24 protein-coding genes and 3 pseudogenes are annotated in these 25,021 nt (G+C 69.1%); 19 read left to right on the plus strand and 8 right to left on the minus strand.

Annotated elements, in window-relative coordinates; all coding sequences use genetic code 11:
- The first annotated feature begins 174 nt into the window (after positions 1-174).
- The 8 genes from ABT114_RS40800 (at position 175) to ABT114_RS40835 (ending at position 8,240) form a co-directional block, all read left to right on the plus strand.
- On the plus strand, positions 175-1,503 hold the full coding sequence (locus tag ABT114_RS40800) for a Dyp-type peroxidase (RefSeq protein ID WP_351149499.1): 1,329 nt from the start codon (positions 175-177) through the stop codon (positions 1,501-1,503).
- 36 nt (positions 1,504-1,539) lie between these two features.
- On the plus strand, positions 1,540-2,712 hold the full coding sequence (locus ABT114_RS40805) for a DUF4331 family protein (protein WP_351149502.1): 1,173 nt from the start codon (positions 1,540-1,542) through the stop codon (positions 2,710-2,712).
- Positions 2,709-3,782 (plus strand): tetratricopeptide repeat protein, encoded by a 1,074-nt coding sequence (locus ABT114_RS40810; RefSeq protein WP_351149505.1) that lies wholly within the window; start codon positions 2,709-2,711, stop codon positions 3,780-3,782. Before ABT114_RS40805 ends, ABT114_RS40810 begins: the two co-directional genes overlap by 4 nt.
- 232 nt (positions 3,783-4,014) lie before the next feature.
- Positions 4,015-5,061 carry a zinc-binding dehydrogenase gene (locus tag ABT114_RS40815; RefSeq protein WP_351149508.1) on the plus strand — a complete coding sequence of 349 codons (1,047 nt, stop codon included), beginning with the start codon at positions 4,015-4,017 and terminating at the stop codon, positions 5,059-5,061.
- Positions 5,062-5,159: 98 nt separating this feature from the next.
- On the plus strand, positions 5,160-5,837 hold the full coding sequence (locus tag ABT114_RS40820) for a GTP cyclohydrolase II (RefSeq protein WP_351149510.1): 678 nt from the start codon (positions 5,160-5,162) through the stop codon (positions 5,835-5,837).
- Positions 5,838-6,517: 680 nt separating this feature from the next.
- Positions 6,518-6,865, plus strand: coding sequence for a hypothetical protein (locus tag ABT114_RS40825; RefSeq protein ID WP_351149513.1), 348 nt, complete (start codon positions 6,518-6,520; stop codon positions 6,863-6,865).
- Positions 6,866-7,013: 148 nt separating this feature from the next.
- Positions 7,014-7,436: an SsgA family sporulation/cell division regulator gene (locus ABT114_RS40830; protein ID WP_351149516.1), complete on the plus strand. Its 423-nt coding sequence runs from the start codon at positions 7,014-7,016 to the stop codon at positions 7,434-7,436.
- A gap of 111 nt (positions 7,437-7,547) precedes the next feature.
- Positions 7,548-8,240, plus strand: coding sequence for a hypothetical protein (locus tag ABT114_RS40835; protein WP_351149518.1), 693 nt, complete (start codon positions 7,548-7,550; stop codon positions 8,238-8,240).
- A gap of 388 nt (positions 8,241-8,628) precedes the next feature.
- On the opposite strand, the gene ABT114_RS40840 is transcribed toward ABT114_RS40835, so the two are convergent.
- Genes ABT114_RS40840 through ABT114_RS40855 form a run of 4 tightly spaced genes read right to left on the minus strand, consistent with a single transcriptional unit; the run spans position 8,629 to position 11,322 of the window.
- On the minus strand, positions 8,629-9,615 hold the full coding sequence (locus ABT114_RS40840; RefSeq protein WP_351149521.1) for a quinone oxidoreductase family protein: 987 nt from the start codon (positions 9,613-9,615) through the stop codon (positions 8,629-8,631).
- A gap of 30 nt (positions 9,616-9,645) precedes the next feature.
- On the minus strand, positions 9,646-10,068 hold the full coding sequence (locus ABT114_RS40845) for a (R)-mandelonitrile lyase (protein ID WP_351149524.1): 423 nt from the start codon (positions 10,066-10,068) through the stop codon (positions 9,646-9,648).
- 39 nt (positions 10,069-10,107) lie between these two features.
- Positions 10,108-10,950, minus strand: a complete 843-nt coding sequence (locus ABT114_RS40850; protein WP_351149526.1) for an SDR family oxidoreductase — start codon at positions 10,948-10,950, stop codon at positions 10,108-10,110.
- Between the two features lie 33 nt (positions 10,951-10,983).
- The gene (locus ABT114_RS40855; protein WP_351149528.1) at positions 10,984-11,322 is read right to left on the minus strand and encodes a carboxymuconolactone decarboxylase family protein; all 339 of its coding nucleotides are present in this window, start codon (positions 11,320-11,322) and stop codon (positions 10,984-10,986) included.
- Positions 11,323-11,474: 152 nt separating this feature from the next.
- On the opposite strand from ABT114_RS40855, the gene ABT114_RS40860 reads away from it, so the two are divergent.
- The gene (locus ABT114_RS40860) at positions 11,475-12,344 is read left to right on the plus strand and encodes a helix-turn-helix domain-containing protein (RefSeq protein WP_351149531.1); all 870 of its coding nucleotides are present in this window, start codon (positions 11,475-11,477) and stop codon (positions 12,342-12,344) included.
- Between the two features lie 162 nt (positions 12,345-12,506).
- Here the strand turns inward: ABT114_RS40860 and ABT114_RS40865 are convergent, their stop codons facing one another.
- Together ABT114_RS40865 and ABT114_RS40870 are read right to left on the minus strand one after the other, a co-directional pair.
- Positions 12,507-13,526, minus strand: coding sequence for an aldo/keto reductase (locus ABT114_RS40865; RefSeq protein WP_351149533.1), 1,020 nt, complete (start codon positions 13,524-13,526; stop codon positions 12,507-12,509).
- Between the two features lie 30 nt (positions 13,527-13,556).
- On the minus strand, positions 13,557-14,453 hold the full coding sequence (locus tag ABT114_RS40870; RefSeq protein ID WP_351149535.1) for a helix-turn-helix transcriptional regulator: 897 nt from the start codon (positions 14,451-14,453) through the stop codon (positions 13,557-13,559).
- A gap of 241 nt (positions 14,454-14,694) precedes the next feature.
- Here ABT114_RS40870 and ABT114_RS40875 point away from each other — a divergent pair, with 241 nt between their 5' ends.
- From ABT114_RS40875 to ABT114_RS50750, 7 genes and pseudogenes are all read left to right on the plus strand, one after another.
- Positions 14,695-16,173 (plus strand): MFS transporter, encoded by a 1,479-nt coding sequence (locus tag ABT114_RS40875; RefSeq protein ID WP_351149538.1) that lies wholly within the window; start codon positions 14,695-14,697, stop codon positions 16,171-16,173.
- On the plus strand, positions 16,173-17,057 hold the full coding sequence (locus ABT114_RS40880) for an aldo/keto reductase (RefSeq protein ID WP_351149540.1): 885 nt from the start codon (positions 16,173-16,175) through the stop codon (positions 17,055-17,057). Before ABT114_RS40875 ends, ABT114_RS40880 begins: the two co-directional genes overlap by 1 nt.
- Before the next feature lie 31 nt (positions 17,058-17,088).
- Positions 17,089-18,159 (plus strand): NAD(P)-dependent alcohol dehydrogenase, encoded by a 1,071-nt coding sequence (locus tag ABT114_RS40885; RefSeq protein WP_351149543.1) that lies wholly within the window; start codon positions 17,089-17,091, stop codon positions 18,157-18,159.
- Positions 18,160-18,336: 177 nt separating this feature from the next.
- Positions 18,337-19,137, plus strand: a complete 801-nt coding sequence (locus ABT114_RS40890) for an SDR family oxidoreductase (protein WP_351149545.1) — start codon at positions 18,337-18,339, stop codon at positions 19,135-19,137.
- 36 nt (positions 19,138-19,173) lie between these two features.
- Positions 19,174-19,557, plus strand: coding sequence for a nuclear transport factor 2 family protein (locus tag ABT114_RS40895; protein WP_351149548.1), 384 nt, complete (start codon positions 19,174-19,176; stop codon positions 19,555-19,557).
- A 72-nt stretch (positions 19,558-19,629) separates the two neighbouring features.
- On the plus strand, positions 19,630-20,277 hold the full coding sequence (locus ABT114_RS40900; protein ID WP_351149551.1) for a cation:proton antiporter domain-containing protein: 648 nt from the start codon (positions 19,630-19,632) through the stop codon (positions 20,275-20,277).
- 7 nt (positions 20,278-20,284) lie between these two features.
- Positions 20,285-20,419, plus strand: a pseudogene (locus ABT114_RS50750) (recombinase family protein); the annotation flags it as partial.
- Between the two features lie 521 nt (positions 20,420-20,940).
- Here ABT114_RS50750 and ABT114_RS40910 read toward each other — a convergent pair.
- Positions 20,941-21,261: pseudogene (locus tag ABT114_RS40910) on the minus strand (DUF6879 family protein); the annotation flags it as partial.
- Between the two features lie 210 nt (positions 21,262-21,471).
- On the opposite strand from ABT114_RS40910, the gene ABT114_RS40915 reads away from it, so the two are divergent.
- On the plus strand, positions 21,472-21,762 hold the full coding sequence (locus ABT114_RS40915) for a hypothetical protein (RefSeq protein WP_351149554.1): 291 nt from the start codon (positions 21,472-21,474) through the stop codon (positions 21,760-21,762).
- Between the two features lie 327 nt (positions 21,763-22,089).
- Here the strand turns inward: ABT114_RS40915 and ABT114_RS40920 are convergent, their stop codons facing one another.
- On the minus strand, positions 22,090-22,431 hold the full coding sequence (locus ABT114_RS40920) for a peptidase inhibitor family I36 protein (protein ID WP_351149557.1): 342 nt from the start codon (positions 22,429-22,431) through the stop codon (positions 22,090-22,092).
- An 813-nt stretch (positions 22,432-23,244) separates the two neighbouring features.
- On the opposite strand from ABT114_RS40920, the pseudogene ABT114_RS50755 reads away from it, so the two are divergent.
- Both ABT114_RS50755 and ABT114_RS40930 read left to right on the plus strand, forming a co-directional pair.
- Positions 23,245-23,433 (plus strand): annotated as a pseudogene (locus tag ABT114_RS50755) (Tn3 family transposase); the annotation flags it as partial.
- Positions 23,434-23,800: 367 nt separating this feature from the next.
- A complete protein-coding gene (locus tag ABT114_RS40930) occupies positions 23,801-24,145 on the plus strand; it encodes a fic family toxin-antitoxin system, toxin component (protein ID WP_351149560.1) in 345 nt (114 codons plus the stop codon).
- Positions 24,146-25,021: the final 876 nt, after the last annotated feature.

A 25,021-nucleotide genomic window follows, 5' to 3' on the forward strand; every position in this document is an offset into this window, starting at 1 on the left:
AGGAAGCCCTCCAGCACCCGGCCCTCAAGCCGCTGCTCGCCCAGGCCGCCAGCTGACCCACACCCCCGGAAAGGGGGGCGGCAACCCCACCCCCCCCGAGGAGGGGCGGCGCCCCCGCCCCCTCCACGATCCGCGTGACGACTCCGTCCACGCAAGACAGTTCTGGAAGGCATCATGAGCATCGAGAAGGGCAACGCCCTGGAGCTCGACGACGTCCAGGCCGCCGCTCTGGAGCCACGGCCGACGCCCTACGCGGGCGCCTACCTCGCCCTGCGCATCGACGACCGGCGGCAGGGGCGCGAGCTGCTGCGGCGGCTCACCCCCGCCCTCGACTCGGTCGCCGCGTTCGACCCCGAGCGTCAGGTCTCGCTCGCGGTGGCACTCAGCTTCCAGGGCCTGAAGGCCTTGGGGGTGCCCGAGGAGTCGCTGGCCACCTTCCCGGAGGAGTTCCGGGAGGGCATGGCCGCGCGGGCGGAGTACATCGGGGACGTCGGGGAAAGCGCGCCGGAGAACTGGGAGGGCCCGCTCGGTTCGAAGGACGTGCACCTCATCCTGGGCGGACTCGCCCCGGATGCCGCCCGCCTGGAGACGGTCGTCCTCCTGGTCCGCGACGCCCTGCGTGATCTGCCCGGTGTCGTTGCCATCTGGCAGCAGGACGTGCACGTCGGACCGGACGAGAAGGAACCGTTCGGGTTCCGGGACGGCATCGGTCAGCCGGCGATCGAGGGCACGGGCATCCCCGGTACCAATCCGTACGAAGAGCCGCTCAGGGCAGGCGAGTTCATCACCGGATACGTGGACGAGACCCACGGCATCGCACCCGTTCCGCAGCCCGAGGTGCTCGGGCGCAACGGAACGTACGTGGCCTTCCGCAAGCTGCACACGCGAGTGGCCGACTTCCGTCAGTACCTCCACGAGCGCGCCACCGACCCCGCCGATGAGGAGTTGCTGGCGGCCAAGTTCGTCGGCCGCTGGCCCAGTGGCGCCCCGCTGGCACTGACGCCGGACAAGGACGATCCGGAACTCGGTGCCGATCCCAAGCGCAACAACGCGTATCTGTACGGCGACGACCCGCAGGGCCTCAAGTGCCCCGTGGGCGCCCACGCCCGGCGGATGAACCCGCGGGACGCGGTCGTCACCGGCGAGGTGCGCCTGCACCGCATGATCCGGCGCGGTACGACCTACGGCCCGCCGCTGCCCAAGGGAGTGCGGGAGGACGACGGCGCCGACCGCGGCATCATGTTCGCCTTTGTCGGAGCGCACCTGGACCGGCAGTTCGAGTTCGTCCAGAGGCAGTGGGTGAACGACGGCAAGTTCATCGGGGCGCCCGCGGAAAAGGACCCGCTGATCGGCGTGAACGACGACGGCGGGTTCACCGTCCCGCGCCAGCCGATCCGCCGCCGCTTCAAGGGGCTACCGCCGTTCGTCGTCAACCGGGGTGGCGAGTACTGCTTCATGCCTGGACTGTCGGCGCTGCGCTGGATCGCCGACCTCGACACCTGACATCTCTCACAAACAACACGACAAGGAGCGTTTCTCATGGCTGACCACTTCTCCGGGCCGCGTGCCATCGCGGACCCTGCATCCGACATCTGCGACGTATACGCCTTCCCGAGCCCGGAGCGGCCGGGGAACCTGGTGCTCATCCTCAACGTGCTCCCGGCCTCGGCCCCTACGGCCCTGTTCTCCGACGTGATCACCCACCGTTTCCGCGTCCGGCCGATCACCTGCGTGAGCGAGGGCGCCGCTGCGGCGTTCAATGTCGGCGAGGACGAGTACCTCTTCGACTTCACCTTCGACGCCCCCCAGAAGGTCGGCGGTACGGACACCCTGGTGCAGGCGGGCACGTGCCAGGCGCCCGGCGGCCGGAAGGTCTCCTTCCAGGTCGGCAACGAGGTGCCCACCGAGGCCGAGGGACTGAAGATCTTCGCCGGGTCGCGGCTCGACCCGTTCTTCATCGACTTCGTGGGCGTGATCGCCACCGAGGCGACGGGGAAGCTGGCCTTCCGGTCTGATGCCAGCAACGTTCTGGAGGGCCTGAACGCGCTGAGCATCGTGCTCGAAATCGACGCCGCGGTGCTCGGCCCGGCCGCCGGCTCGCTGGTGGCGGTCGTCGGCGAGACCCTGACTTCCGGTGGTGGACGCCCGGTCAGGCTGGAGCGCATGGGCCGGCCGGAGATCAAGAACGTGGTCATGTCGCCCAAGAACTTCGACACCGTCAACAGCGATCTGGAGATCCGCGACCTCTTCAACGAGGAGGACGCCTTCAGCGTGCGGCCCGACTATGCGAGCACCTACCGCGCACGACTCAACGCCAACCTGGCCTTCTACGACGGCCTGGACGGCAAGACCGCTTGGCCGCTGGACGAGCAGGGTGCTCACCCGCTGACCGAACTGCTGCTGGCGGACTTCCTCGTCGTCGACCTGTCCAAGCCCTTCTCCGAGGACGGCTGTTTCGAGATCGAGACCGCCCTGCTCGCCGGCCGCCCGCACACGACCTGCGGTGGCCGGTCGCTCAACGACGACATCGTGGACACCCTCTACACGCTGCTGGTGGGCGGCATCGACGGCGAGCGCATCAGTGACGGCGTCGACCAGCCCACTCAGCCGGCCACCGACACCTTCCCCTACCTGAACGCTCCCAACCCGACCCCGCCGGACCTGGGTGCCCGCCTGGCCGCGCAGATGCCTCCCCGCGAGGAAGCGGCATGACCGGGGCGTCTCCCCAGGAGCGGGAGCCGGTCACGACGAACGGCACCATCGCCGTAACGAATCTGCACGGGCAGATCGACGGCCTGGCCGTCCGGCTCAGCCGTACGGGTACCGGGGAGACGCCGGGGGCTCCGTTGGCGGTGGCGCAAGGAGCGGCCCTGGTCGACCTCCTCAACCTCCGAGGCCACATCCTGGGTCGCGTCGCCGACTACGAGCAAGCCGCGGACCTCGCTGAGCGGCTCGTGCACGGCGCACCCGAGGACGGCGCGGCCCTGCTTGCCCGCGCCAGGACGCGGGCGACCCTGCACCGCTTCGCCGAGGCCGTTGCCGACCTCGGCGCGGCGGGCCGGGGCGGCGCGGACGAGGCCACACTGGACGCGGAGCGAGCCGTCGTTCTGCAGGCCCTCGGCTGCTACGCGGAGGCCACGGCCCTGATCCGCAAAGCGGCGGAGCGGCAGAGCGAGTTCACGACGCTCGGCTCGCTCGCCGTACTCCAGGCCGAGCGCGGGGAGGTCACCGAGGCGGAGCGGCTGTTCGGCGAGGCGCGGCGCCACTATCAGGGGACCTCGCCGTTTCCGCTCGCCCAGTTGGACTTCCGACGCGGTGTGATGTGGCACCGCGAGGGCGATCTCGATGCGGCCCGCTCGTGCTACGAGGCCGCCCGGCGCCGGGTGCCCGACTACGCGCCGGCACTGGGCCACCTGGCCGAGGTCGAGCTGCTGCGCGGAGACCCTCACGGCGCCGTCGCCCTCCTGCGTCCCCTCACCCGGTCCAGCGACGACCCCGAGTACGCCGGCCACCTCGCGGCCGCGTTGCACGCATGCGACAGGCTTCAGGAGGCGAACCAGTGGCGCGAGCGCGCGGCAGCCGGTTACGACGAACTGGTGTTGCGTCACCCGGAGGCCTACGCCGACCACGCGGCCGACTTCTGGCTCACCGTGGGGGCCGATGCCGAGCGGGGGCTCCAACTGGCGCTGCAGAACCTCGCATTCCGCCAGACATCCCGAGCCCATGCCCTGTTCCAGCGCGCTGTCCTCGCGCAGAACCGGGTTGCACAGGCTGCCCCATAGTCGCCGAGCGGCGATGCCGGCGATATGGGGCACCGACGGGGTCGGCCGGACGGACAGGCGTGCTGTTCGGCCGACCCCGCACCAGCCCGCCAGGGGCAGACGTGGCCCGGCCGCGTATCGGCTGACGCCCCCCCATCGCCCGGCCCCTCTCAGCGCCCCTCACCCCTTTGTGGTCCCAGGGACCGCTGCAGCACTCCAAATCAGCAACCACTACCTGAGAAGGCCCAAAACGATGGACACCATGCTGGCAGGACGCGTCCACCTGGACACGAAGAAGTTCGTCATGGAGGAGATCCCGGTCCCCGTACCCGGGCCGGGCGAAGTACTGATCGAAGTGAAGGCGGCGGGCGTGTGCCTCTCCGACCTCCACCTCATCGACGGAAGCATCACGCCGCTGCACCTGAACTCCAACGTGCTCACCCTCGGGCACGAGATCTCCGGTGTCATCCATTCCCTGGGCCCCGGCCTCAAGCGCAACCTGGCCGTCGGCACACGGGTCGCCCTGCAGGCGGGACAGCCGTGCCGCGAGTGCGCCACCTGCGTCAGGGGCGGCACGTGCACGTCGTTCCGCGGTCGCGGCGTCGACTACGACGGTGGCTGGTCCCAGTACACGATCGCCCGTGAGGACACCGTCGTCCCCATCCCCGACACACTTCCCTTCGACCAGGCGGCGATCATCCCGGACGCCGTTTCCACCTCGTACGCGGCCCTGGTCGACACGGTGCAGGTGCGTTCCGCCCAGTCCGTGGGCATCTGGGGAGTCGGCGGGGTGGGTGCCCATGCCGTCCGGCTGGCCCGCACGATGGGTGCCACGCCGATCATCGCCGTCGACCCGCTGCCCAATGCGCGTGCGCGAGCCCTCGCGTTCGGCGCCGACATCGCGCTCGACCCGACCGACCCCGGTTTCGCCGAGGCCGTGCTGCGGGCCACCGACGGCCTGGGCCTGGACTACGCCTTCGACTTCGCGGGCGTTCCCCGGGTCCGGGAGCAGGCGTCGCCTCTCCTCGGTGACCACGGTTCGCTCGTCCTGGTGGGTATCACCACCGAGCCGCTGACGATCTCGGAGAAGATGACCTTCAACCTGAAGAACAAGAAGGTGTACGGACACTACGGATCCTCGTTCGACCACGTCTACGAGCTGATCCGGTTGGCCGGCAGCGGCCGTCTCGACCTGGCCCCGTCCATCACCGACCACATCTCCCTGGCCGACGCCCCCGAGGCGATCCACCGCCTGGAGCACAAGATCGGCGATCCGATCCGCCTCATCCTCGTTCCCTGACGAGTCGACCGAGCGCGATGGGCCGCCCCGGCGACGGAGTCGGCCCATAGCGCGACCAACACCCGCAACCGCCGCCCGCCCCGGAGAAGCAGACCGACATGCGCGACTCACGCAACGCCACCGCATCCAGCGACAGCAGGAATCCGACAGGCCTGTCGGCAGCCACGGTGCGCACCCGCGTGACGGTCCCGCTCCGTTTCGGCGACGGCTATATGGTGACCGCCGACCTCGCCACCTTCCACCACCTCGCCGACGGGCAGGAACACGTGGCCGTCATTCTCGGCGAACCCGCCGCCGGCCGGCCCCCGCTGGTGCGATTGCACTCCGAGTGCTTGACCGGTGATGTCTTCGGCTCGGCCCGCTGCGACTGCGGCCCCCAGTTGCGCGAGGCTGTCGAGCGCATCGCCGACCGCGGAGGCGTCCTGCTCTACCTGCGCCAGGAGGGGCGCGGCATCGGCCTGTACAACAAGCTCGACGCCTACGCCCTCCAGGACCAGGGCCTCGACACCTACGAGGCCAACGCGGCCCTCGGCCTCCCCGAGGACGCCCGCGACTACACCGCCGCCGCGCAGATACTCGCCGCCCTCGGCATCTTTGAGCTGGACCTGCTGTCCAACAACCCGGACAAGGCGGCCCAGCTGCGCACCCTGGGCCTTACGGTGACCCAGCACGTTCCCACGGGCGTCTTCCCCACGGCCCACAACGTCGGCTACCTGCGTACCAAGGTGGTCCACACCCAGCACACGCTGCCGCTGACGGAACTGACGGCGGGCTGACGGCCGATGCCCATCGGCTCATGGCCCAGTCCTGCGTCAACACGATGCGGCGCGTGACCAGGCAGATGGGCCGCGTCGCCGAGCAGAAAGACGCGTCACCGGCGCCAGCGGTCGATGCGAACCCGGAAGCTGTACTCGGTAAGTCGTGGGCTCTCGCGGTCTCTCAGTTGGAGCTCCCAGCGGTAGCGACAGCCTCAGCCGCAGGTCGAGCAGATGGGTGAAGACCGCTCAGGAGCGATCTTCGCAATGGACAAGTCCTCGACCTGCCGTTGACCACGTGATGGGCCGGGACATTTCGTAACGGCCGCCCTCGGGCAATGCGCGGGTTACGTTCGGCGATCCAGTTCGCCATGCGGAGTGTCGCCCGGCACGACGCCCGGGTTCCGGCGCCGCCGCGCCGTCATCACGGGGGATAGGCGAGTCTCGCCCCGCCAGACGGTATCCTTCCACTTTCCATACAACGTATGGTATTACTGTGAAGGGGTTCCGTACGGCGTATGGAACCCGGGGTATCAACGCATCGGCACCTCTCTCGCGTCTGGTGACGCAGTACCGAGCCGACCGACGCGCAGGAAGCAGAGCGGCCTGCGCTGCTGCATTCGAATGCTGCCCGCGAATTGCATCAGTGACCTGAGCACCCGTTGCACTGGCGGAGCGCTCTGAGGCGAAGGGGAAAACCTGTGAGTAACCGCGCGAAGCGCATGACCGTCGCCATCGCCTCCCTGGCGGTGGCCGGCGGAGCCGTTCTTGCTGCCGGGAGTACTGCGTCGGCTGCGACGGCGACGCCCGAACATGCGCAGCCCCCGGCCGTCAGCGTCGAGACCAACGACCATCGCTGGGGTGGCGACCACGACTACGGCTGGGACCGCGCAGGCTGCGACGCCGACTACCGCCGGGTCCGCTTCATCGACTACCGCTGGGACCACGGCATCAGCTACCTGTTGGAGGGTCGCCACGACCGGCGTCACGGCGAGGACCGTGACGAGGGGAGCCGGTACAGCGGCGACTGCTACAGCGCCGGTCGTTGACACGAAGGTCGCCTTCGTCAGGCAACTGATGTCGGTGGCATCCCGCACTGGTCGACGTAGTACCGCCTCCCTGTTCAGGCCTCGTTTGTTCCAGCGACAGAACTTCCGATGGCCCTCCCCGTATGACTCGGCACCAAGAGTGAGAGCAATGAAGTCGTTGAAAACCGTGATTCGGGGGCTACCTGTACAGCTCGTCGTCTCGCATGAGATGTCCCTTTCTATGAGCGTGAGCCTGCAGTACGAGCCCAGCGATCCCTGGGCTGTCCGCGCCGCATTCACCGTTGTCGGCAGCGGCGAGACGGTGGAGTGGATCATCGGGCGAGATCTTCTGGCCGATGGTCTGGAGGGCCCCGCCGGCGAGGGGGACATACGCGTATGGCCCGCCGAGGAGCATGATGTCAGCGACTTGTGCATCCTTCTCAATCCGCCAGATGGCACGGCCTTGCTCAAAGTTCCGGTGCGGGAAATCAAGACGTTCCTGCAGGAAACGGAGGCCGTGGTGCCCAGGGGGGCCGAGCCCGGGCACATCGACTGGGACGCTTGGCTGACGCACCTCATCGCCGAAAAATGAAGGAATCCAGATGCTCCGCACCAAGAGGCTGGGCCGCTCGGGCCCCGCGTCACCAAGTTCTGTTAGCGTGCGCACCCTGGGGGCTGGCACACTGAATTTGTGCTTCCACTGATGGCCGCTGCAGTTCAGGATGCGTTTCCATCGATTCCTGGCGCCGGCGTTGTATCGGTTTGCGCGTTGATCTTTACCGTCGCATCCTTCTGGTGGATCAACGCCAGGCAAGGGCACCTGAAGTCCTGGGAGCCTCATTCCTTTGCCGCGATTATCCACTGCTCCATGGCTCGCCTGCGGCTTCCGCTCGTCCTTCACAACACCGGTGCCAAGCCGATAGTCGTGCAGGATCTCAGGTTGACCTTCCCTGATGAGCCCCTCTCTCATCTGCCACTTCTGTGGATGTCTTCACCGTCTCGTCTCCAACCCGGACCGGAGGACGAGCCGAAGTTGCCAGCCGGATTCGCCGTGGCCGGCAGAGAAGCGCAGCAACTCCTCATCGAGTTCGAGGCACCGTTTTCCGGATTCGTTCCGGAGCCCCGTGACTACAAGGTCCAGCTTCAGGCGAGGGTCGGCCACCGCAAGGGATGGCGCACCCTTCTGACGTTCACCTTGAGGGCCGCCAACATCATTGATCCCGACCGGTACACCGTCTACAGCAACGCACCTCTTGAACTGACGAAAGAAGACAGGCAGAAGGCAGACGCTGCGCTCCTGGAACTGCTGGACGAGCAAGAAGACCTCTCTGCTCCGGGCGAGAGGAAGCAGCGGGACTCTTTGAACGATGAGGGCGACACCGGCACGAATCTCTAGCGAGCGGGAAGGCGCTCCCGGGCTTCGCCGTGGCGAATGTGTCGACGCCCCGCCTGCTGCCGTCGGAGCGGGTCAGACTGTGGCAGGGAAGGAGATGCTGCCGCGGCCAGTGGGGGTAGACCGTGGCCCGGCCGTCACTGGAGCGTTCGGCGACCGCGGCATGGGTGACCGCCCCAGGTCCGCGCCCAGAAGCTCTGCCGTGGCCGTCCCGCTGTGACGGGGGGCATCTTGGCCTGGCTCAGCCGACACCTGCTTCCTTGGCTGTGTGGCGGCGCGGCGCCTCCGACGACGTCACTCGACATCTATGAGACGGTTTGACTCGCAGAGTATCTCCGATACGTAATGTCTCACAGGTGCTGTGTGTCGGTCCGACGCTGATCGTTTCGGGTCAGGGGACGGTGAGGACGATCTTGCCGAGGGCTCGGTGGGAGCGGAGCCGGGTGACGGCTTGGTCGGCGGAATCGAAGCTCAGGGTGCTGTCGATGAGGGGGCGTACCCGTCCGTCGGTGACGGCGGGCAGCAGGTCTTGGCCGGCGGCTGCAATGACGGCGCCGAGTTCTGCGGCGCGGGTGAAGCCGAAGGACACGCCATGCACGTGCAGGTGCCGGTAGGACAGGGCGTCGAGGTCGATGGCGGCGGCGGCCTGGTCGAGGCGACCGATGTTGACCACGGTGCCGTCCACTGCGGTGGCGGGCATGCAGGCGGAGAAGGTCTGGCCGCCGACGTGATCCAGGACTAGGTCGACGCCCTCGCCAGCGGTAGCGTCGAGTACCGACTGGGTGAGGTCGTGTTCGCTGGTGATGACGACGGTGTCGGCTCCGGCCTGCTTGAGCAGGTCGTGCTTGGCGGCGCTGCGGGTGGTGGCGATGATCTGGCCTGCGCCCAGGGCGCGGACGATCTGCAGGCCGATGAGGCCGATGCTGGAAGTGGCGCCGGTGATCAGCACCGACTGGCTGGGGCGGAAGCCGCCGGTCATGAGGGCACCGTGCTCGGTGAGCAGGCCGGTGGGCAGCGCGCAGGCTTCGGTGTCATCGAGGCCGTCGGGGATGGGCAGGACGTGCCGGTGGTCGGCCAGCACGTACTGGGCGAAGCTCTCGGGGGCGGTGCCCGTCACGCGCTGGCCCACGGCGGTGGTGTCGACGCCGTCGCCGACGGCGGTGACTTGTCCCGCGAACTCGTAGCCCGCCTGGTACTCCTTGCCGCTGCCGCCCGCGGTGGGGTCGGCAGCTTCCAGCATGGCGGCGTCGGCGTTGTTGAGTGCCACGGCGTGTGCTCGCACCACGATCTGACCGGGGCCCGGCTGGGGGACGGCGACCTGGCGTCGGGTCCAGTGGGGTCCGGTGCCGCCGAAGAGGGCGGTCATCGTCGCGGTCATGATCGGATGCTCCTCATCGTGGGGACGGGGTCAGTGGCTGTTGCGGGTGCGGGGGGCTTGGTACTGGGCGTCGGTGACGTGCTCCAGCCAGGTGGTCTCCGGGCGGTCGTCATTCGGGGCGGTGGCGTCCCACAACGCGAGGTGCTGCATGAAGCGGTCCTCGGTGGCGCCGTGCCAGTGCTCCTCGCCGGGCGGGCAGGTGACGGTCTCGCCGGGGTGGGCGGCGTAGACGGTGCCGTCGCGGGTGCCGATCAGGGCGATGCCCGCGACGACGTGCAGGGTCTGGCCGACGGCGTGGTGGTGCCAGGCGGTGCGGGCGCCGGGGGAGAAGCGCACCATGTTGGCGCGGATGCGGGACGGTTCCTGGCCGGCGTGGATGACGTCGAACCAGACGTCTCCGGTGAACCAGTCTTCGGGGCCCTTGCCGGTGGGCTGCGGCTTGCGGAATTCCACGGGGTGCTCCTTGCTGCGGATCGGGTGCCTGGGGCGGCGTCAGGCGGCGTCAGCGTGGGCGAGGCCGGTGCCCAGAGTGCGGGAGGCGGTGGCCTGCGCGGTGATCTCCGCGCCCTTGGCCTCAGCAGTGGGGATGGCGTCGTCGCCGGCGACGAATCGCAGCGGCGGGGTGTCCAGGTCGATGACCTTCAGCAGGGCGTCGGCGAGCTTGGACGGATCTCCGGCCTGCTGACCGTTCATCGACTGCCACATCGCCTTGGTGGTCCGGGTGCGCTCTGCGTAGTCGTCGATGGACAGCTCGGCCCAGCTGGTGGAGGCGTCCACCAGCAGCTCGGTGCGGAAGAAGCCGGGCTCGACGATGGTGGTGCGGATGCCGTACGGCTCGACGTCGTAGCGCAGGGACTCCATCCAGCCCTCGACGCCGAACTTGGAGGCGGCGTAGGCGACGCAGAACTCCTGGCCGACCAGACCGGCGATCGAGGAGATGGTGACGATGTGACCGGCGCGCTGCTGGCGCATGACGGGCAGGACGGCGCGGGTGACGTTCATCGGGCCGAACAGATTCGTCTCGATCTGCGCGCGCATCTGCGCCTCGGAGATCTCCTCGAAATAGCCCGCCTGGAACGTGGCGGCGTTGTTGATCAGCACGTCGACGCGGCCGAACCGGGCCACGGCAGCATCGACCGCCGCCTGGGCGGCGTCGGCGCTGGTGATGTCCAGGGCGGCGACCAGCAGGTTGTCCTGCTCGCCGCCGAGCGCCTTGAGCACGCTGTCGGGGCGGCGACCGGTGGCGACGACCTGGTGGCCGGCGACCAGGGCCTGGCGGGCGATGTCGGTGCCCAGGCCGCGGCCCGCACCGGTGACAAAGAAGACCTTGCTCATGAGAAAGGGGAGCTCCTGCGTAAAGGGGGTGTGTCAGTGGTCCTGGGGGGCGTCGGCTGACGCCAGGACGGCCTTGAGCTGCGCGGCGGCGCCCATGGCGTTGGGCCAGCCGGCGTAGAACGCCAGGTGGGTGATGGCCTCGGTCAGCTCTTCCTTGGTCAGCCCGTTCTCCAGGGCCAGCTTGAGGTGGAAGCCGAGCTGGTCGGAGCGGTACAGGGCGATCAGCGCGCTGACGGTGACCAGGCTGCGATCCCGCGGGGAAAGTCCCTCGCGCTCCCAGACGTCACCGAAGAGCACCTGGTCGGTGAGGTCGGCGAGCTTGGGGGCGACGTCACCGATGGCCTGCTGTGCTGCGGATTCCTTTTCCGACACGATGCTCTTCCTTTCGCTGTCCTGTCTGGCGCAATTCCAGGTTTGCACCCCCACACGCGCCTGTGCAGTGGAGGGTTTGTTCCTGGGAACGAAACATCCTGGGAAGAATCCTTCCCCCTCACACCGGGCCCTTCCGCTGCCACACTGGAGAAATGAGTCCGACACCGCATCTGAACGAGCTGGGCGAGTTCCTCAAGGCGCGCCGCTCCGAGCTGAGCCCGCGCGCCGTGGGCCTGCCTGACAGCGGCGGGCAGCGTCGCGTTGCCGGACTGCGCAGGGAAGAGGTGGCTCAGCTCGCCGCGATCTCCACGGACTACTACACCCGCCTGGAGCAGGGGCGCCTGCCTCCCTCGGCGCCGGTGCTGGAGGCGGTGGCCCAGGCGCTGCAGCTGGACGACGACCAGCGGCGCTACGTGTTCGGCCTGGCCGGGAAAGAGACGGCGAAGCCGCGCCGCCGAGCCCGGCAGAGAGTCCAGCCCCAGCTGCGCAGAGTCCTGGACGACCTCACCGCCACGCCCGCCATCGTGATGGGCCGCCGCATGGACGTCATCGCCTGGAACCCCCTCGCGGCGGCACTCATCACCGACTTCGCGGCCGTCCCGGAAAAGCACCGCAATTACGTGCGGATCCTTTTCACCGACCCGGCGATGCGCACCCTGTATGCCGACTGGAAAAGCGTCGCACGGACTGCGGTCGCGCAATTGCGCATGGAGGCGGCGAAGTATCCGGACGATCCACGCCTGACCGCTTTGGTCGGTGAACTGTGCGTACAGGACGAGGACTTCCGCCAGTGGTGGGCCGCACACCATGTTGCCACCCTCAGCGTGGGCACAAAGGTTCTCAACCATCCCGTCGCCGGCGAGCTCTGCCTGGACTGGGACACCCTGACCGCCAGCACCGATCCCGACCAGCAACTCGTCGTCTGGACCGCCGAAGCCGGCTCCACCACCCACGACGGCCTGCGCATCCTCGCCTCCTGGGCCGCAGACCAGTACCAGGCCACCGCACAACCGGCCGAGTGAGGTCACCCACCGGGTCATGCCGCCCCACGTACTGGCCATACACCGGTGATCGACTCGACCCCGGAGCCGAGCAAAGTCTGCGGATCCCGGCAGCGGTGCGCCTTTCGTGGCCGCGGGGAAGTCGGTGCGACTGGCCGGCGTGACCGGCCAGCTCGGGACGCGTCAGCGGCGTCGCTGGTCGGCAAGCAGCTCGAAGTCGCCGTAGCTGTTGTCGACCGGGTTGACCGTGACGCCGGGCGCGACGATCTCGTCGATGGCGTCGAGCACGTCGGACGACAGCGTGACGTCGGCGGCGGGCAGAAACGCCTCCAACTGGTCCATGGTGCGCGGTCCGATGATCGCCGAGGTGACGCCGGGGTGGTTGATGACGAAGGCGACGGCCAGCTCGATCAGGGTGAGACCCGCTTTCTCCGCCAGGAGCGCGAGCTGTTCGACGGCGTCGAGCTTGCGCTGGTTGGCGGGGGTGCTCATGTCGAAGCGGGCCTCGGGGCGTGCCGCGGAGGCGGGGCCCTCTGTTGCGTTCTTGCGGTAGCGGCCGGAGAGCCAGCCGCCGGAGAGCGGGCTGTAGGTGAGGGTGCCCATGCCGTGGCGGCGCACGGTGGGCAGTACGTCCTCCTCGATACCGCGGACCAGGATCGAGTACGGCGGCTGCTCGGTCACGAACCGCTCCAGGTGGCGCTCCCGCGAGGTCCACTGGGCCTCGACGATCTGGGAGCCGGAGTAGGACGAGGAGCCGATGTAGCGGATCTTGCCCTGGTGCACGAGGTCGGAGAGTGCGCCGAGGGTCTCGGCGACGTCCGTGTCAGGGCTGGGGCGGTGGACCTGGTAGAGGTCGATGTGGTCGGTGTCGAGCCGGCGCAGGGAGTTCTCGACCTCGCGGATGATCCAGCGCCGTGAGCCGCCTCGCTGGTTGGGGTCGTTCTGGTCCATGGGCATGAAGAACTTGGTCGCCAGGAACACGTCCTCGCGGCGGCCCTTCAGGGCCTTGCCGACGATCTCTTCCGAGACGCCGGCGGAGTACACGTCCGCGGTGTCGACGAAGTTGATGCCCGCGTCCAGGGCACGGTGGATGATCCGGATCGAGTCGGCCTCGTCCTCGTTGCCCCAGGGGCCGAACATCATCGCGCCCAGGCAGAGCGGGCTGACCTGGACACCGGTGCGGCCGAGCGGTCGGTACTGCATGAAGGGGTTCTCCTCGGGTGTGCTCGGTGGTCAGTCGTTCGCGGTCGGGACGACGGTCCCGGTGCTTGCCCAACTGGCCAGCAGGTCCAGGGCCTCCCTCGCCGGGGAGTCCGGTTCGGGCGTGTAGAAGTTGAGGCGAAGTCCGGGATCGGCCGACAACTCCATCGCCTCGTAGGGCAGGGCGAGATCGCCGACCAGCGGGTGGTGCAGGTTCTTCACCCCGGAGCGGTGGAACTTCACGTCGTGGCGGGCCCACCGGCGGGCGAAGTCGCTGCTCTTGGTCGTCAGCTCCCCGATCAGGTCGGTCAGCGCCTTGTCGTGGGGTGCCTGGCCTGTCTCGTTGCGCAGGAAGGCGACCGCGTCGTCAGCGCCCTTGTCCCAGTCGACCCAGAAGTCCTTGCTCGCAGGGTCCAGGAACATGAAGCGGGCGGCGTTGGCCGGGCCGCGCTGGGCGAACAGCGGCGAGTCGAAAAGGGGTGCGTACAGTGCCCGCCCCAGCATGTTCGCGGCCAGGAGGTCGAAGCGCGCGTTGCGCACGTACGCCGGCACATCGGCCATCGAGTCGAGAAGGCGCAAGATCGTGGGCCGCACCCGGGACGTCGTCGCTGTGGGGCGCCGGCCCGACGGTGTCGACGCGTGGGCCAGGTCGTAGAGGTAAGTGCGCTCGGCCTCGTCCAGTTGCAGCGCGTGCGCGAGGGATTCCAGTACCGAGTCCGAGGCGCCGGAGAGGTTCCCGCGCTCCAGGCGGACGTAGTAGTCGACGCTCATGCCCGCGAGCAGCGCGACCTCCTCCCGGCGCAGGCCCGCAACGCGCCGGTTGCCGCCGTAGACCGGCAGTCCGGCCTGCTCGGGGGTGATCCGGGCACGCCTGGTGCTCAGGAACTCGCGGACCTCGGCGGCCACGCTCTTCTTGTCTCTGTCTGCCATCGTCCAGATCCCTGAAATCGCTCCGCCGCCGGTGACCGCGCCCCGGTGGGGCGGTCCAGCCCGACCTACGACGGTCCTGCCTTGACCTTCACCGTAGGTCCGTCCGCGAGGACCTGCGAGGTACTGCCAGTACCTGGAAGACCAGTGACTCCCACCCCTGTGCCCGCGCGGGGTTCTCTTGGAGAGAACCGAGGACCAGGAGTCCGACACCAGGCCCTCACCCTGAAGCGAAGGACACACCGTGCGCGCAGCACCCAAGTACGACGGGACCGGCGACGTCGCCATAGCGGAATCCACGCCGCCCATGGCGGTGCATGCGCCAGCCCCTGCCGCCCCGGCCCGGGCGACGCTGATCCTCACGATCATCTGCGTCAGCTACTTCATGGTCATCCTCGACAACTCGATCGTCTTCACCGGCCTGCCGCAGATCCGCTCCGACATGGGGTTCTCCGAGACCGGCCTGTCCTGGATCACTAACGCCTACGTCCTGGTCTTCGGCGGCCTGCTGCTGTTGGGGGCCCGGGCCGGTGACCTGTTCGGACACCGCAGGGTGTTCCTGTTCTCCCTGGTCGTCTTCGCGCTGACCTCACTTCTTGTCGGCGCCGCACAGAATCAGTGGTGGCTGATCGGAGCTCGGGCGCTGCAGGGCGTCGGGGCGGCGGTCCTGGCCCCCTCCGCTCTGTCCCTGCTCACCCGCAGCTTCGCCGAGGGCCGGGCCCGTAACCGGGCGATGGCCGCCTACAGCGCGGTGGCCGGGCTCGGCGCGGCTCTCGGCCTGGTGGTGGGCGGCCTGGTCGCCGACCTGATCTCCTGGCGGGCCGGGTTCTTCCTCAACGTCCCGGTCGGCATCGCGATGGTGGCGCTGGCCGTGCGGTTCCTGCCGGAGACCGAGCGACAGGGCGGCCGTTTCGACGTCGCCGGGGCGCTCCTGGCGACTGCGGGCTCCACCGCTCTGGTCTTCGGCATCGTGGATGCCACCGACATCGGCTGGACCGCTCCGGCCACCCTGATTCCGCTGGTGGCGGGACTGGTGATGCTGGCCCTGTTCGTCCTGGTGGAGCGCCGGGCCGCGCAGCCGATCGTGCCGCTGCGGTTGTTCGTCGGCCGGGAGCGCAGCGGCGCCTACGTCACCCGAATGCTCTACATGGGCGCGATGATCGGGTTCTTCTTCTTCACCGCGCAGTTCGTGCAGAGCGTCTACCACTGGACGCCGCTGCAGGCCGGTCTCGCCTTCCTGCCGATGACGCTGGTCAACTTCGTCTTCGCCGTCCAGGTGCCGCGGCTGCTGGAGCGGGCGAGCAGGCCGCAGGTGCTCACCACCGGGCTCGCCCTGACCATGGTGGGCATGGTGTGGCTCAGCCGCCTCGACCTGCACACGCCCTACCTGACGGGCGTGGCGTTGCCGATGGTGCTCATCGGCGCCGGCCAGGGCCTGGTCCTGGCCCCGCTGACTTCCAGCGGCGTGGACGGGGTCGTTCCCGCGGACGCGGGAGCCGCCTCGGGCCTGGTCAACACCGTGCACCAGATCGGCAGTGCGCTGAGCCTGAGCGTCCTGACCGCCGTGGCCGCCTCCGTCTCCACCGGACACGAGGCCGCCGACATCGCAGCCCGCTCGGGTGCCGCGCTGACCGGCTCCGCCGTCCTGCTCGCCCTGGCCCTCGCAGCCACCCTCACCCTCATCGTCCCCGCACGTACCCGCCCGCACGAAAGGTCCCTGTGATGCAGACCCTCACCCTCAACAACGGCGTCGAGATGCCCGCCCTCGGGCTCGGTGTCTTCCAGACCCCGCCGGACGAGACCCGGGCCGCCGTCACGGCCGCGCTCGAACTCGGCTACCGCCACATCGACACCGCCGCCGCGTACGGCAACGAACGCGAGGTCGGCCAGGCCATCCGCGCCTCCGCGGTGCCCCGTGACGACATCTTCATCGAGACGAAGATCTGGATCAGCGACTACGGCTACGACGAGACCCTGCACGGCTTCGACAAGAGCGCCGCCAAGCTCGGCGTGGACCAGATCGACCTGCTGATCCTGCACCAGGCGCTGCCGTCGGACTTCGACAAGACCCTCGCCGCCTACCGCGCCCTGGAGCGGCTCCTGGCAGACGGCAAGGTCCGGGCGATCGGCGTCAGCAACTTCATGGTCGATCACCTGACCACGCTGCTTGACGCGACCTCCGTCGTCCCGGCCGTCAATCAGCTGGAGATCCACCCGTACTTCCAGCAGCGCGCGGTCCTCGACTTCGCCGCCGAGCACGGCATCCTCAACCAGGCGTGGTCCCCGATCGGCGGCATCACCTTCTACCCGGGATATGGCGAGGACCGCAGGAGCGTCCTTGAGGACCCGGCCGTCACCGCGATCGCCGAGGTGCACGGTAAGAGCCCGGCCCAGGTGCTGCTGCGCTGGGGCATCCAGCAGGGCCGCTCGGTGATCCCCAAGTCGACCAAGCGCCACCGCATCGCGGAGAACATCGACGTCTTCGACTTCGTGCTGACCGCGGATGAGCTGAAGTCCCTCGACGCCCTGGAGACCGGTCGACGAGGCGGCCCCGAGCCCACGAGCGTCACCCTCGCAGCCTACGGCCGCGCCATCCCCGAAGCCTGACAGCACCTCGTACCTGAGCAAAGGAACCATCATGCCCACCACCGTCAACGCGTTCGGCACCCACGAAGCAGGCAAGCCGCTCGTTCCCGTCACCATCGAGCGCCGCGACGTCGGCCCGCACGACGTCAAGCTCGACATCCTGTACTGCGGGATCTGCCACTCCGACATGAACTACGTCGACGGTACGTTCGGCCCGCTGGCAGTCAGCCCGCTCGTCCCCGGCCACGAGATCGTCGGCCGGGTCACCGAGATCGGTCCCGACGTCACCCGCCACCAGGTCGGCGACCTGGTCGGCATCGGCTGCATGGTCAACTCCTGCCGCACATGCGAGAACTGCCAGGCAGGCCAGGAGCAGTACTGCCTCAAGGGAAACACCCTTGTCTTCGGGGCTCCCGATCCCGCCGAGCCCGGCGCCCACACCCAGGGCGGCTACTCCGAGGCGATCGTCGCCCCGGAGGACTTCGTCGTCCGCGTTCCCGAGGCCCTCGACCCGGCCGCCGCCGCTCCGCTGCTGTGCGCCGGCATCACCGTCTACTCTCCGCTCAAGCGGTTCGGCGCCCGGCCCGGCACCAAGGTCGCGGTCGTCGGCCTCGGCGGGCTCGGCCACCTCGGCGTGAAGATGGCCAAGGCCATGGGCGCCGACGTGACCGTCCTGTCCCAGTCCGGCAGCAAGCGCGAGGCCGCCGCGGCCCTCGGCGCCGACCACTACGCCGTGACCGGTGACGGTTCGGCGTTCACCGAGCTGGCCAACACCTTCGACATCATCCTGAACACCGTCAGCGCACCTGTGTCCCTCCCCGACTACCTCGGGATGCTGCGCCTGCACGGCACGATGGTGAACGTCGGAGTGACGACCGAGCCGATGCCGATGGAGGTCTTCACCCTCCTCCAGAACGGCCGGTCCTTCGTGGGATCGCTGTTCGGCGGCATCGCCGAGACACAGGAGATGCTCGACTTCGCGGCCGAGCACGACGTCACGGCCGACATCGAGCTGATCGACGCGCAGGACATCAACACCGCCTACGAGCGGATCCTCGCCTCCGACGTCCGCTACCGGTTCGTGATCGACGGCGCCACCTTCGCGAAGCCGAAGCAGGCATGACCGGCCCCCACATGGACGCTGTACGAGGGCGCTGAGAATCGCCCTCGTACGGGAGTGACCTGCGGCAACACCACCCGCAGGGGGATTTGACGCACAGGGCGCGCGATCGCGACGCCCGAGTGAGACTGACGGCACGGGTGCTCATCCCACCCGTGCCCTGGCGAGGAGGGAACGCACATGGCAGCACAGCCCCTGACCGTGCTGGTGATCGGCGCCACCGGCAGCATCGGACGGCTCGTGGTGGCCGAGGCGATCGCCCGCGGACACACCGTCCGGGCCCTGGTACGTGACCGCGCGAAGGGCACCCAGCTGCTCCCCGCCGACGCCGAGCTTGTCGTCGGCGATGTCACCCGGCCCGAGACCCTGCCCGAGGCGGTGGCCGGCGCCGACGCCATCGTGCTCACCCTCGGCTCCTTCGGCACCGGCGCTTCCTCGCCGGAGACGGTGGACTACGCAGGCGTACGCAACGTCCTGACCGCCCTGGCCTCCCTGGACGGCGCGCGGCCCCGCGTGGCGCTGATGACCTCCATCGGGGCCACCACTCGCAGCAGCAGCTACGGCCATCTGCTGGAGTGGAAGCGCCGCTCGGAGCGTCTGGTACGGGCCAGTGGCCTCACGTACACCATCGTGCGGCCGGGCTGGTTCGACATGAACGGACCCGACGAACACCAGATGGTGTTCCTCCAGGGCGACCGCCGCCGCTCCGGCGGCCCCGCCGACGGATGTGTCGCGCGCGCCGACGTCGCACGGGTCCTGGTGGCGGCCCTCACCGCTCCCGAGGCGGCCGACCGTACCTTCGAGCTGGTGGCCGAACAGGGAGACGGACCAAGCGACTTTGGGCCCTTGTTCGCGGCGCTGGACCAGGACCCGCCCGGCTCCCTGGACGCGGTACGGGACGAGGCCAACATGCCGCTCGACGCCGAGCCGCAGCGGGTCCGCGACGACCTCGACGCCGTCCGGGCACGCGCCGCAGCCTGACGACAGCCCAGGCCCGCCACGCAACAAGGAGTCAGCGTGCCACCCACCCCCAGCCAGACGGACCGGGAGGCCATCCTCCAGGCCCACCACGCCTACTTGGACGCCATGGTCGAAGGAGACACACCGTCACTCGACGACCTGCTCGACGCGGGTTTCACCCTCACCCACATGACGGGATACGTGCAGCCCAAAGCCGAGTGGCTGGCCGAGATGAAGGCCGGGCAGTTCGTCTACCACTCCATCGACGAGGTGGACACGGCGCTCGACCTCGACGGCAGCACGGCGCGTCTGACCGTCCGGACCATGACCGACGCGAAGGTATACGGAAGCCGGGCCGACTGGCGGCTGCTCCTGACCACCGACTACGGCCGCCGCGGTGAGACGTGGATCCCCCTGAGAACGGTCGCCACGACATGGTGACCCGCAGCAGCCAAGGGACCAGGGGAGCCCCAAGGACTCCCATGAACCCAACGGCCCCGAGGAGACTGCGTCGTGGCGGCCCTTGAGTTCGTCGTGCTGCTCGGATGCGCCCTGCTGGTGAGCGGCGCCCTCGCCCACCAGCTCAAGGTGGCCACCCCCGTACTGCAACTGGCCGCCGGCGTCCTGCTCGGCTTCGTACCCGCGCTCCGCGAGACCGAGCTGCCACCAGAGGTGCTGCTGCTCGTCTTCCTGCCGGTGCTCCTGTACTGGGAGAGCGTGACGACCTCCTTGCGGGCGATCCGGCGCGACCTGCGCGGCATCGTCCTGACCGGCAACCTCCTGGTGGCTGTCACCGCCTGGGCCGTCGCGGCCCTCGCGCACGCGCTCGGCCTGCCGTGGGGCCCGGCCTGGGTCCTTGGCGCCGCCGTCGCACCGACCGACGCCACCGCCGTGGGCGTGGTCTCCCGGCTACTGCCCCGGCGCAACGTCACGCTGCTGCGCGCCGAGTCCTTGATCAACGACGGTACCGCGCTGGTCATCTACAGCCTGGCAGTCGGCGTCACCGTGGGATCCGAGCACCTCAGCGCGGCCCACGTGAGCGGCCTGGTGGCCCTGTCCTACTACGGCGGCGGCATCGCGGCCGGCGTACTGGTCGCGTGGCTCGGCATCCGGCTCCGTCGCCTCGTACGCTGTGGGCCGCAGAACTACCGCGGCAACTGATTACCCCATGGCCCCGGAAACTCTGGCACTCCGGCTCCGTCAGAGTGGTGACACCCTGGTGGTCCCCGCGCTCGACCGCTACGGCCGCTCGCTGAAGGACCTGGTGAACATGGTCGGCGAGCCGAGGAGCCGCGGGATCGGCTTCACCTCGCTGCACGAGCGCCTGGACACCACCACCCCCGGCGGTCGGCTCATCTTCACACGTCTTCGCTGCCCTGGCGGAGTTCATCCGCGAGCTGATCGCCTCCGGCAACCCGCCGGACCTCCCGCAGGAGCAGACAACCGGCTCCCGCGAAGCCCAACGGGACGGATCAGGGGCACCTCGTCATCGCGACGCGGAAGCGGAGAAGGCCATGGCGAACAACTCCCACACGATCCTGTTCACGTGGAATCAGCGCGAGATGTACGCCGCTTACCTGGCTGCGGCCGCGGCAGCTGTTCAGGCGCAGGGTGGCAGCGCCTTCAGATAGGCCGCCCTCCGGCTGGCGTGCGGCGCGCCACGGGGCGGGACGCACGCAAACGGCCCTCGGTGACCTCGGCCGGGGGCCGTTGGCTGCCCAAGCGGCTGGACGCCTGGGCCCCGCCTACCCTCAGAGCTCACGGGGTACGGGGACGGGCGGAGGGGGCCCGGTCCCGACACACCGCCGCGCCGGGACCGGGGGACCCGTCGGTGGGCGGATCGTCGACCAGGCGCACGCGCTCGAACCGCTTCCCGGCCTCGGTCTGCTCGGCGACGTTCTCCCGCCACGCCTTGGCCGGATCCTGAACGATGTCCTCGCCGGCGTGCCACCGCTCCCACTTCGGGCTGTTGCGGTCCGAGGCGTAGCCGCGGCGGGTCTCCAGCCGCCAGGCGGTGTGCCGGAACTCGCCGAACGGGTGGGAGATTGAGGTGAACGGCTGCAGCTCAGGAGCCGGGGTCCTCGGCGCGTAGCGGGGGCGCGTAGCGGGTGAGCAGGCTGCGGGGTTCGGGCCGGGGGCCGACATGTACCTGTGGCAGCAGATGCGTCAGAACAAGGGGGGCGGAGCGAATTCCAAGCGCGGACGACAGGAACGCCCTCGACCCGGCACTGCACCTACTGTGAGCAGCAGCTTCACGGGGCCGTGACGCTGAGCCTTCGGGCCGTGAACACGTCTTGTAGCGATGAGACGTTGCCGATGTCATGGGTGCGTGCTCGACTGATTATGATCTTGATCATGTCTGTGCAGAACTCCGACAAAGCCCTTTCCCGTAAACAGAGACTTCAGGAGAAGCAGCGCCGCCAGTTGGCGGTGGTCGACACCGTGGACAAGGCCGAGGCCAAGGTCCGCAAGGCAGAGGTCGAACTGGCCATGGCTGTCACCGAGGCAGTGCAGGTGTTCGGCGACGAGCAGGCCGCGTCCGAAGGGCTCGACATGCCAGTCGATGCGATCCGGCGCTTTCTTGGCATAGCGCAGGACGAAGCGGCCAGTACAGACAACGTCGCCGAGGTCGCTGGCGCATCCTGAGCTTGGCGTTCGTGGCGACCCGTGGTAAGAGATCAGTTCGACGACCCGTATCGCCGCAGGGAGCGCTCCCCGGAGCGGGGCAGCCGCTTCCTTGGCAAGCCGCCTGCGGGAGACACCAGAAAGTCACCGGCCGCACGCCGGGCAAAGAACCCGCGGCCCAGGAGCCTCTCGCCCGCGCCTGTCAGTTCGCCACTGCCGCACCCCAACTCACCTGCCCTAAACCATCCCACCCTGCGGATGGGCACGGTCTGGACAGACGTGCCCTCGAGTCTGGTGCTGGTCGCAGCCCTCAACGGGCGGCTGTGACCAGCGGTTTCCCACGAGACGCTAGCCGCAGTCGTTGCGGTTGATCTTCAGGGAGCGGGTCTGGTCGTTGAGGTTGTAGGAGCGCAGGTCGTGGATGGAGCCGCCGCTGCGGGTTACGCAGACCCACCGGCCGCCGTAGTTCCTTTTCTCATACACCCGGGCGGTGCGGTCGGAGTTGTTCCTGATGGAACTGCCGCGGTCACGGATCGCGGACGGCAGGTCCTTCACGCCGCCATCGACAGCGCGCCGCACCCATGGCTGCCCACCGAAGCTGATCTCCGGGTAGATGCACACATAGCCGTTCGGGCAGTCAATCGCACGCCCTGTGCCGGCCTGGGCGGAAGCCGTTGTGGGGGCGGTCACCGGAAGGAACGCCAGCGCAGCAATTGCCCCGGCACACATCATTCTTCTGATCACACCTACACAAGGAGTCGACGCCAGCGGCCAGCAGGGCAAAGCCGCGCGCTGGTTCACCCCGACGGAGCAACGCTGTGGGCGACCGGGACGTCCCACCCGCTGACGGGTCAGCGTGCTCTTATCAGCGCGGTCCGAAGGTGGCCGGCGCTTCGATTCGGCGGCCGCCGGTTCGCGGTGGCGGTGCTGCGGCGCGCTGGACGGTCTTCTCCCGGGCGTCGCAGAGCTGCTGGGCGAGAGCGGCCTGGTCCGGGTGAACCGAGCCCGACGCGCACGGGCGGTCAGGTCCCCGAGGACCAGTTCCTGGTCGACGTCCCCGCCCTCCGGCTCCGGCGCCCGCCGCCCGGCGCGGCGGGCTCACCAGCGAAGTCCTGCGTCGTCAAGAGCCGCCTCCGGAAGCGGCAGCCCCGATGGCTGGTCCCTCGGGAACGGCGGCAGCGGGCGACGCATCCGTGCGACGATCCCCGTCGGCACGGCCCGCAGGCGGGGTACGGCGGCCGTCGCGCCGGACCGGTGCAGCAGCCCCCGGCGGGCAGCTGCCACTACCGCACGACGGGGACCGGGGAGCCTCTTCCGGATCCGAAATGCACGCCCGGCGCGATCTCCCCGGCCGTCAACCAGGCGAACCTGTCGTCGACGATCTGCTGCAGGGGCGGCTACACGGGGTCGCCGTAGTGGTGGCCACAAAAACAACGGATATCGCTGACCTAGGACGATGCCGCTCGGAGTGCGGGAAATCAAGTGGGACCTGGGGCGCTTCGGGTCCGGGTGGCCGGATCACTGATCACGAACAGGTCCGGGCCTATGACCTGCTGCGGATGCTCGGCCGCGAAGGTCACCCGCCCCCCGCTCGGCGCCGCGTTCGCCGAGTGCCGCCGCATGGACAAGACCATGCACCTGCTCGCCCTCATCGACCCGGTGGACGACACCTACTGCCGCATGATGCGGCGGGATCAGCGTGAGCCTGCCGCCCGGCGTCCGGCGCACAGCTTTCGGTATCCACTCCCGCACGGCGCCGGCCACCGCTACCGTGGGGCCATGGCCAGGGAAATCCGCATCGAGATCGATGACGAGCAGTACGCGCAGTTGGAGCGTGAGGCGCACGAGCGGCACGAGGATCCGACCGTGTACGCCGGACGCGTCCTGGCGCAGGAGCTCGACAAGGCGCGGTTCCTCGAGGGCAGCGCCCTCTTCCTCGCCACGCCCGGAGTGCGCGAGGAGTTCGCCAGCCGGTTCGGCCCGCAGCCCGGTACCGCCGCGTCCGCGGCGTAGGGCGGGCAGCGACGCAGTGGACCTCTCGGTAGATTTTCCGTGGCTCATGGAGATCGCCCGCACACAGCTGGGCGACCCTGACGTGACGGACTGGGGAGCGCTGGAGGCGGCCCGGGCGCGGCATGTCTTCCGCGTCATGGACGAACCCGTATACCCGCGGCCGTATCACCGGGCCGCCGCTCTTTTCCACTCGCTTGCCCGGGTCCCGGCCCTGGAGCACAGCAACGAGCTCTTCGGCGCGACGGTTGCGGCTGGCTACCTGCACGCCAGTGGCCTGCCCGTACGGTTCACCGCCAAGGAGGCCGCCGACCTCGCTGATCAGGTGTCGGCCGGGCAGGTAGATGTGCGCGCCCTGGCCACAGCCTTGAAGGAATGGACCGAGCGCAGCTGAGCATAGGCTCCGTCGGGCAGCGAAGACGACCGCCCGCAAGCCCCGGCGCAGCACGTAAGCGGCCCTGGCACCAGGCCGGAGCGCATGATGAGGACATGGGTCTCCGTCCCGTGTTTCCCCGAGCCGGGGCGGAGATCCGCCCCGCTGGCACGCCAGGCAGGGCTGGGGAACATCTCGCGGGGGCCTGTGGTTGGGAGATTGTGGTGGTGAAGGGACTGTGTCCCCGGGCCTCACCTATTGCCCATGAGGACGATCGTCCGGCTGAAGCCTCATGGAGCCTTCGCCGCGTAGGCGACCGCCCTCACGACCACGCATTTCCTGCGAGGCTCCGACCGGGTTACCGGCCGGAGCCTCGTTTGTTCTCCGTGCGGCCCTGGGCCGCGTCCGGTTCTTCGCTGTGCGTGACCTTGAGCTCGGCGGTACGGTGCCCAGACCATGGACGACTACGACCACCTCGACCTGGACGCCGTCACCTTCGCGCCGGTCGAGCACATCACACGGCGCCTGGCTCTTTTGACCCTGGAAGAGGCGCACGACCTGCTCGGGCTGCTTCAGGCAGTCGCGCAGGAGGGTGCACCATGTCGCCGGAGGCGGACCGGCTGGCGTGGGAGATCGCCGTCCGCATCCCGTCGGAGAGAGGACGCCCAGCTCAGCGGCGGTACGAGTACAGGAGCACAGGCCGGGCGAGCAGACGGGGGCGAAAGCGTTTGTCGGGATACGGCAGAGATCTGGCGCTGCCCGGCGGGTGGGTACGGCCGGGGAGTGGGACCGGGGGCCGCAAGTACGGGCAGCGATCGAGGCCTTCCTCCAGTACACCGTTGGCCCGTCCCGCGCACGTGTCCGGCTCGCGGGTCGGCTGGACGCCCCCTATCGCAG

The sequence above is a fragment of the Streptomyces sp. NPDC002088 genome (assembly GCF_040296605.1).
Lineage (GTDB): Bacteria > Actinomycetota > Actinomycetes > Streptomycetales > Streptomycetaceae > Streptomyces.